At 44.2% G+C, this 6,147-nt stretch carries 5 protein-coding genes; 2 read left to right on the forward strand and 3 right to left on the reverse strand.

From position 1 onward, the window contains the following. Nucleotides 1-67: 67 nt before the first annotated feature. Together AC1DSE_RS28255 and AC1DSE_RS28260 are read right to left on the reverse strand one after the other, a co-directional pair. Nucleotides 68-613: a hypothetical protein gene (locus AC1DSE_RS28255; protein WP_441885778.1), complete on the reverse strand. Its 546-nt coding sequence runs from the start codon at nucleotides 611-613 to the stop codon at nucleotides 68-70. 75 nt (nucleotides 614-688) lie between these two features. Beyond that, nucleotides 689-1,585: an AraC family transcriptional regulator gene (locus AC1DSE_RS28260; protein ID WP_477511995.1), complete on the reverse strand. Its 897-nt coding sequence runs from the start codon at nucleotides 1,583-1,585 to the stop codon at nucleotides 689-691. Between the two features lie 132 nt (nucleotides 1,586-1,717). Between AC1DSE_RS28260 and AC1DSE_RS28265 the strand changes: the two genes are divergently transcribed. Together AC1DSE_RS28265 and AC1DSE_RS28270 are read left to right on the forward strand one after the other, a co-directional pair. Then, nucleotides 1,718-2,557 carry a phytanoyl-CoA dioxygenase family protein gene (locus tag AC1DSE_RS28265; protein WP_076269320.1) on the forward strand — a complete coding sequence of 280 codons (840 nt, stop codon included), beginning with the start codon at nucleotides 1,718-1,720 and terminating at the stop codon, nucleotides 2,555-2,557. Between the two features lie 679 nt (nucleotides 2,558-3,236). Continuing rightward, a complete protein-coding gene (locus AC1DSE_RS28270; protein WP_441885790.1) occupies nucleotides 3,237-4,586 on the forward strand; it encodes a lytic polysaccharide monooxygenase in 1,350 nt (449 codons plus the stop codon). Between the two features lie 128 nt (nucleotides 4,587-4,714). Here the strand turns inward: AC1DSE_RS28270 and AC1DSE_RS28275 are convergent. After that, nucleotides 4,715-6,147, reverse strand: a 1,433-nt coding sequence (locus AC1DSE_RS28275; protein ID WP_477528561.1) for an ABC transporter ATP-binding protein, incomplete at its 5' end; no start/stop codon positions are given.

Consider the following 6,147-nt stretch of genomic DNA (forward strand, 5'->3'; position numbering starts at 1 on the left):
AACAAGAGCAATAGGACCATTCCGATGGCAGCGAGCCTGTTAGTCTTTTTCATATCTACCTCCAAAATTAAGCTTGTTGATCCTCAGCAAGCATTTCTTTTATCATCTCAATATTTATTGCTGCTCTATGATTCAAGGACTTTTTGTCCTTTAGGTTTAACGATTTTAAATCATGACCCGGATCGATGATCAACGCACTCGACATAACGTCATCCAGAAGCTGAGCGGCTGATTTATACGCTTGATGAAGCAGCTCGGTACTCGCTTTACTTCTAACTAGTTTAATTATTTCGATCATATTTTCAGCATACATCAGCTTTACGATACTATCGGACGACTTGACGTGACGATTAGCGAAAGCCATAACATGCTCTACTATTATTGGATCTGAATTGTTTTTGGCGATCGACAGCAGCTCAAGAACAGCGTCCCAGTTTCTAATCGACAGCTCACTGGCGTTTTTGGCAATCAAAACATCGTACCATGCCGTTTCCGTTTCTTTTGCAATCTCGTAGGACTTGTACTCCTCTAGCTCTCCCGCGCGATGCATCTGAAAATAATTGCCGTAGTAGGCAGTGAATAACTCTTGTGCACGACTATTCGTGTCTACCATTCTATCTCCACCTTCAAATTATACCTATAAACAAATGTCCAACTAGTATAGCAACTATACGATGATTTCGATACCTCATTCTTGCTTCTTATCATTTATTGTTTTCTTCGTTTGTCCAAGCATGCGAAATTGAGACGGCGTAAGCCCCGTTACTTCCTTAAATTGATGGCTGAAATAATGAATGCTTTTGAATCCGAGCCTTATCGAAAGTGACTCCATCTTCTCCCCTAGAAGAAGAGCCTGCTTCGCTCTCTTAATCCGTTCTCTAATAATAAAATGCTTCGGTGTAAGACCCGCTTCTTCCTTGAACAATTTAGAGAAATGGATAGGATGATAACCGCATAATGCAGCAAGCTCCGCTACCGACCAGTTGTAATCTGGCTGCAGCTGCATCGCTTGAATAGCAGGTTCTATTTTATGATTGGCATTAGCCGACAAACAGCCTTCCAGCATATGCCGATACATAACCGTGATTGCTTGGATCATTAACGCACGAAGTGCCATGGTATATCCCGGCTGCTCCCCTTTATACTCCTTAACCATACGCGTCCATATCGCTTCCAGCCCAGGCACTTCAAACAATGTGGGCATAAGAAGCTGGCTTGCCGTCCCGCACACAAGTACCGGATTGTTAGAAACACCCTGTGGCGGCCATGAATTGAAAAAACGAATGCCAAGTCCAGGATGCACAGGCTCTGGCGAATCATGCTGCCAACTGAAATGAATGCTGTAAAAGTCCGTTTTCTCCGTTGCTTTCAAATAGGACTGACAATCAGATCCGTAGTACACGCATTCTCCAGGTCCGATCGTATAGGTCTGATTATTGATATATAGCTCGGCACAGCCCGTAATGACGTTCATGATTTGGCAGTCAGGAATGACTCGAACTCCCCAATTCTCGCCTGCTTCCGCCGTTTGTCTAACGGCGAAGTTGACTGTTGGTGCTATTTTCTCAAGCTCGATAGTAGACATATGCGCTCCTTTTCTCCACATGATAAGAAAAACACAAATGATTCATTGATTTAGGAAAATACAATGCTTCACGCTTTCATTATGATTAGGTTATCAACAATCATAATCAAGCTTGAGGAGAGGTGCAAGAGGATGTTGAATGCTGCACAGTTAGCTGAATTCGAGAAAAATGGTTTTTTGAAAGGCGATGTGGTCTTAAACGATGCTGAGGTTGAACGTTTACGCGAGGAACTAGATTTGGTTATGGAAGGAAAAGCGGTCAAGAAACCCATTCTTAACCACAATATGCGTGAGGAAGAAGCTGACTCCTTATACAAAGGCATGAAGATGAGCGTCAGTGAAAAGGTAGTGCAAATCGTAAATATATGGATGGCTAGCGATGCTTATTTGCAGCATGCCGGACATTCGGTTATTTGCGAAGAAATCGCACAATTATGCAAAACCGATACCCTTCGTGTCTGGCATGATCAGATTCAGTATAAACCACCGGTAACGGGTGGACCGACGCCATGGCATCAGGATCATCCGCTGTGGCCGGTTATTCAGCCAGCTGACCTCGTCAGTGCATGGGTTGCCCTTGACGATGCAGTCATCGAAAACGGCTGCATGTGGATGGTACCCGGCAGTCATAGATGGGGCGATCACCAAAAATATCTAGCAAGTACGCCTGACTTTATGCCTTTTCATCGCAAGCCAGAATTGCTGCCTGAAGGCGCAGTCGTTGAAGCTGTACCGTTCGAGATAAAGAAAGGGCAGGTCGGCTACCATCACAGCCTCACTTGGCATGGCAGCCCGCACAACCGTTCCGAGCTTAAACGTAGAGCAATCGCTGTTCATTACATGCCTGGCCACACCATCTATTCGCCAACAAGCAATCATCCCATGGTGCCTTATGTAACGGTTAATGAGGGAGATATTTTATCAGGCGAGCACTTCCCTGTAGTTTACAGCGCAGCTGCTGCAATGAAATAATCTACTGATATTTTTAAAATATATCTAAAGTGATAAAGGCGAATTTCCATTCTATTAGGAATGAAAATTCGCCTTTTTTTATGTTTTTCTATATGTCTGCTGTTTCAATCGGATTCATAGTCAAATCACTTTTTTTGCAATTTGGCTGTCTTTGCTGGGTTTTTCAGTAAAAAGAGATTTTTCTCCTATCCAAAGTCCTAGAATATCTTCCAAAATCCATGTAAAAAAGATAATAATACCTTTCACCATTCATCGAAAAAGCCTTTATCCATGCGGCATAAACGTCATTTTATAATCGTTTTAATCCTTTATTTGTGATATTCAATCAAAAGTTTGATTAAATGCTCCAAAATACACTCATAATTGTCGCGAAAATGTAGTACACTGAGTTCAGCGACAAACACATTATACATTTGTCCCCCCTAAACACCCGTAATGACCTCCTAAAATGATTTAGCCATTCATCAATCTAGAGCCAATTGCCCTTTTGAACAGCGCAGAATACACAAACTAAACTGGATATGAACTCTTCGGAGTTTATATATACAATCTCTATGAACAGGAGGTTTGTTCCCGCACGTTTGCTCAAATGCAACACGAAACGAATAAGCGTTGGTCATTCCAGCTCTTAGACGTGACGGCAATTCCATCTTCCCCAAATTTGAAGGAGGCTACTGCATTGTCAACTATTCGTTCATCACATTTTAAGGTAAAACATCTGCGTACTTACATTGGCATTCTGCTTATTACTGCTCTAGGATTGACGCTATTCTCCCAACAGCTTTTTGCACATGGTTATGTTGAAGGGCCTGCCAGCCGTGCTGCACTTTGTAAATCTGGTCAAAATACCGATTGTGGTCCAATCGTTTATGAGCCTCAAAGCCTTGAAGCACCTAAGGGTTTCCCCGCAGCAGGTCCTGCTGACGGTAAAATAGCTAGCGCTAATGGCGCTTTCCCTAAACTTGATGAGCAATCTGCTACTCGCTGGTCGAAAGTGAATATGTCTTCCGGTCCAAATACATTTACTTGGAAGCTGACTGCTAATCATGCAACAGCTAGCTGGAAATACTATATAACGAAACCAAATTGGAATCCAAATGCTGCGCTAACTCGGGACTCCTTTGATTTAACGCCATTCTGTTCTGTAAATTATGGCGGCACGCAGCCTCCATTTTCCTATTCAAACAGCTGCAACGTACCTGAACGCAGCGGATATCATATCATTTTGGCGGTTTGGGAAGTCGCTGACACACCTAACGCTTTCTACAATGTCATTGATGCAAACTTCAGCGGCAGCAATCCTGTTGATACGCAAGCCCCTACAGCACCCTCCGCTTTAACGACTACAGCGAAAACTACGAACAGCGTGTCCTTGGCATGGAATGCTTCGACAGACAATGTAAGCGTTACCGGATACAGGATATATAACGGCAGCACTTTAACTGGTTCCGTTTCTGGAACAACTCTTGCTTACAATGTACCGGGATTAGCTGCGAATACAGCTTACACATTCAGCGTCAAGGCCATCGACAATGCTGGCAATGAATCCAGTGCAAGCAACTCGCTGTCAGTTACAACGAACGCTCCAGTCGGCAATGATACACAAGCGCCAACTGCACCAGGCGCCCTTCATGTAATGGGTGCGCCAACATCCAGCAGCTTAATGCTTATGTGGAACCCATCAACTGATAATGTAGGAGTATCAGGCTACCGCATTTATAACGGAACAACTTTAGTTACAACAGTAGCCGGCACTGCAACCTTCTACACGGTTACAGGACTTAGCGCAAGCACAGCTTATACATTTAATGTTCAAGCGATCGATGCTGCAGGCAATGTTTCCGCTGCAAGCACGGTTACTGGAACAACGGCTGCCGCTTCAACGGCTGCACCTTGGGCTGCCAATACAGCATACACAACAGGTACACTTGTTTCGTACAATGGCTCCACATACGAGTGTCGTCAATCTCATACCTCGCTTGTAGGCTGGGAACCTTCTAATGTTCCTTCGCTATGGCTTTTGAAATAATTCAGGCACTCTGAGCCAATTGGGTTTCAAACCTCGAATGAGTACAATAAATGCCTCGTAACAAAAAAGGCTGTCCCTCAAGGTCAATGTAGATCTAGACCTTGAAAGGCAGCCTCTTCTATTGTTCTTTATTGCGCCAATCCTGTCATCTCTTCAGGCTTCATTGCCTTCAATTGCTGTTCATACAATTTGCGATAAAGCCCGCCTTCTCGAAGCAGCGTGCGATGGCTTCCTCTTTGTACAATTTCTCCATCATCGATAACCAATATCTGATTGGCGCGAACAACAGTAGCTAAACGATGTGCAATGACAAATGTTGTCCTTCCAACCATGAGGCGTTCAAGCGCCTCTGTCACCATAGCTTCCGACTCGGAATCAAGAGCAGATGTCGCTTCGTCCAAAATTAATATTTTGGGATCCTTCAAAATCGCTCTCGCAATGGCCAGTCTTTGCTTTTGTCCGCCCGACAATCGCATGCCTCGTTCACCGATGACAGCTTCATAACCGTCCTTAAACGCGATAATGAAATCATGGGCATTTGCTGCTTTTGCAGCTGCGACAACCTCGTCATCCGTAGCATCGGGTCGACCATAAACCAGATTATCCCTGATCGTGCCCGAGAAAAGAATGTTTTCCTGTAAAACCAATGCAATATGCTTTCGCAAATCATCCAGATTGTAATCACGCACATCGACACCGTCAATAAATACCGAACCTTCTACAGGCTCATAAAATCGCGGAATAAGGTTGATTAAAGTCGATTTGCCTGCGCCGCTTGGCCCCACAAGCGCAATCACTTCGCCGGAGCGCGCTTCAAACGTAATGTCCTTTATGCCCTGTCTTTCTTCAATCGTGACTTCCGGCGGGAATGGATGTACATTCGTTGGTTTCCAATAAAACCGTTTAGTCGCCTTCTCACGTTCGATGATATCCGTGTCTTCAGTACCGTTAACGGTTTGTGCAGGTATTATATTTCGTGTTTTATAGTTATAGGTAACATTAACGAAAACGACATGCCCATCACACCTTGGCATAGGAAGCGCATCATCTGACTCCTTAATCGAAGGTTTCTCATCAAGCATTTCAAACACTCGTTCGATATTTGTAATCGAGTTTTGAATGGTGACATTAACATCTGCGAATCGCTGTATCGGTCCATAAAGATTGCCCAGCAGCAATTGAAAAGCGATGATTTCACCTGCTGTCATTTTACCTGCAAGCACTAAGCTGCCTCCGCCGAGCCAAATGATAATGCCGCCGATATGGGCAAACGATTCACTTAGCCTCCCAAGCACATTTGAAAATAAATGAGCGTACACCGTATGGTTATAATGCTGCTTTGTCTGCTTGCCAAACCGGGCCCGCTCCTGTCTTTCACCGTTAAATGCTTGCACGATCCGTATTCCCGCCATACGCTCGACGAGAGTACCTGAGATACGCTCCATCTGCCGATGAACCGAACGCCACGCAAGCCGAATATGCACATTCATGTTCGTAAATGACAAGTAATAAAAAGGCAAGATAATAAGTGAAAGCGATGCTAAGTACACATTCATCCGAA

The organism is Paenibacillus sp. 01L418, from assembly GCF_056400045.1.

Coding starts and splice junctions, on each gene's coding strand:
- AC1DSE_RS28265 (WP_076269320.1), top strand. CDS start 1,718: ATGTTGAATGCTGCACAGTTAGCTGAATTCGAGAAAAATGGTTTTTTG.
- AC1DSE_RS28255 (WP_441885778.1), bottom strand. CDS start 613: ATGGTAGACACGAATAGTCGTGCACAAGAGTTATTCACTGCCTACTAC.
- AC1DSE_RS28260 (WP_477511995.1), bottom strand. CDS start 1,585: ATGTCTACTATCGAGCTTGAGAAAATAGCACCAACAGTCAACTTCGCC.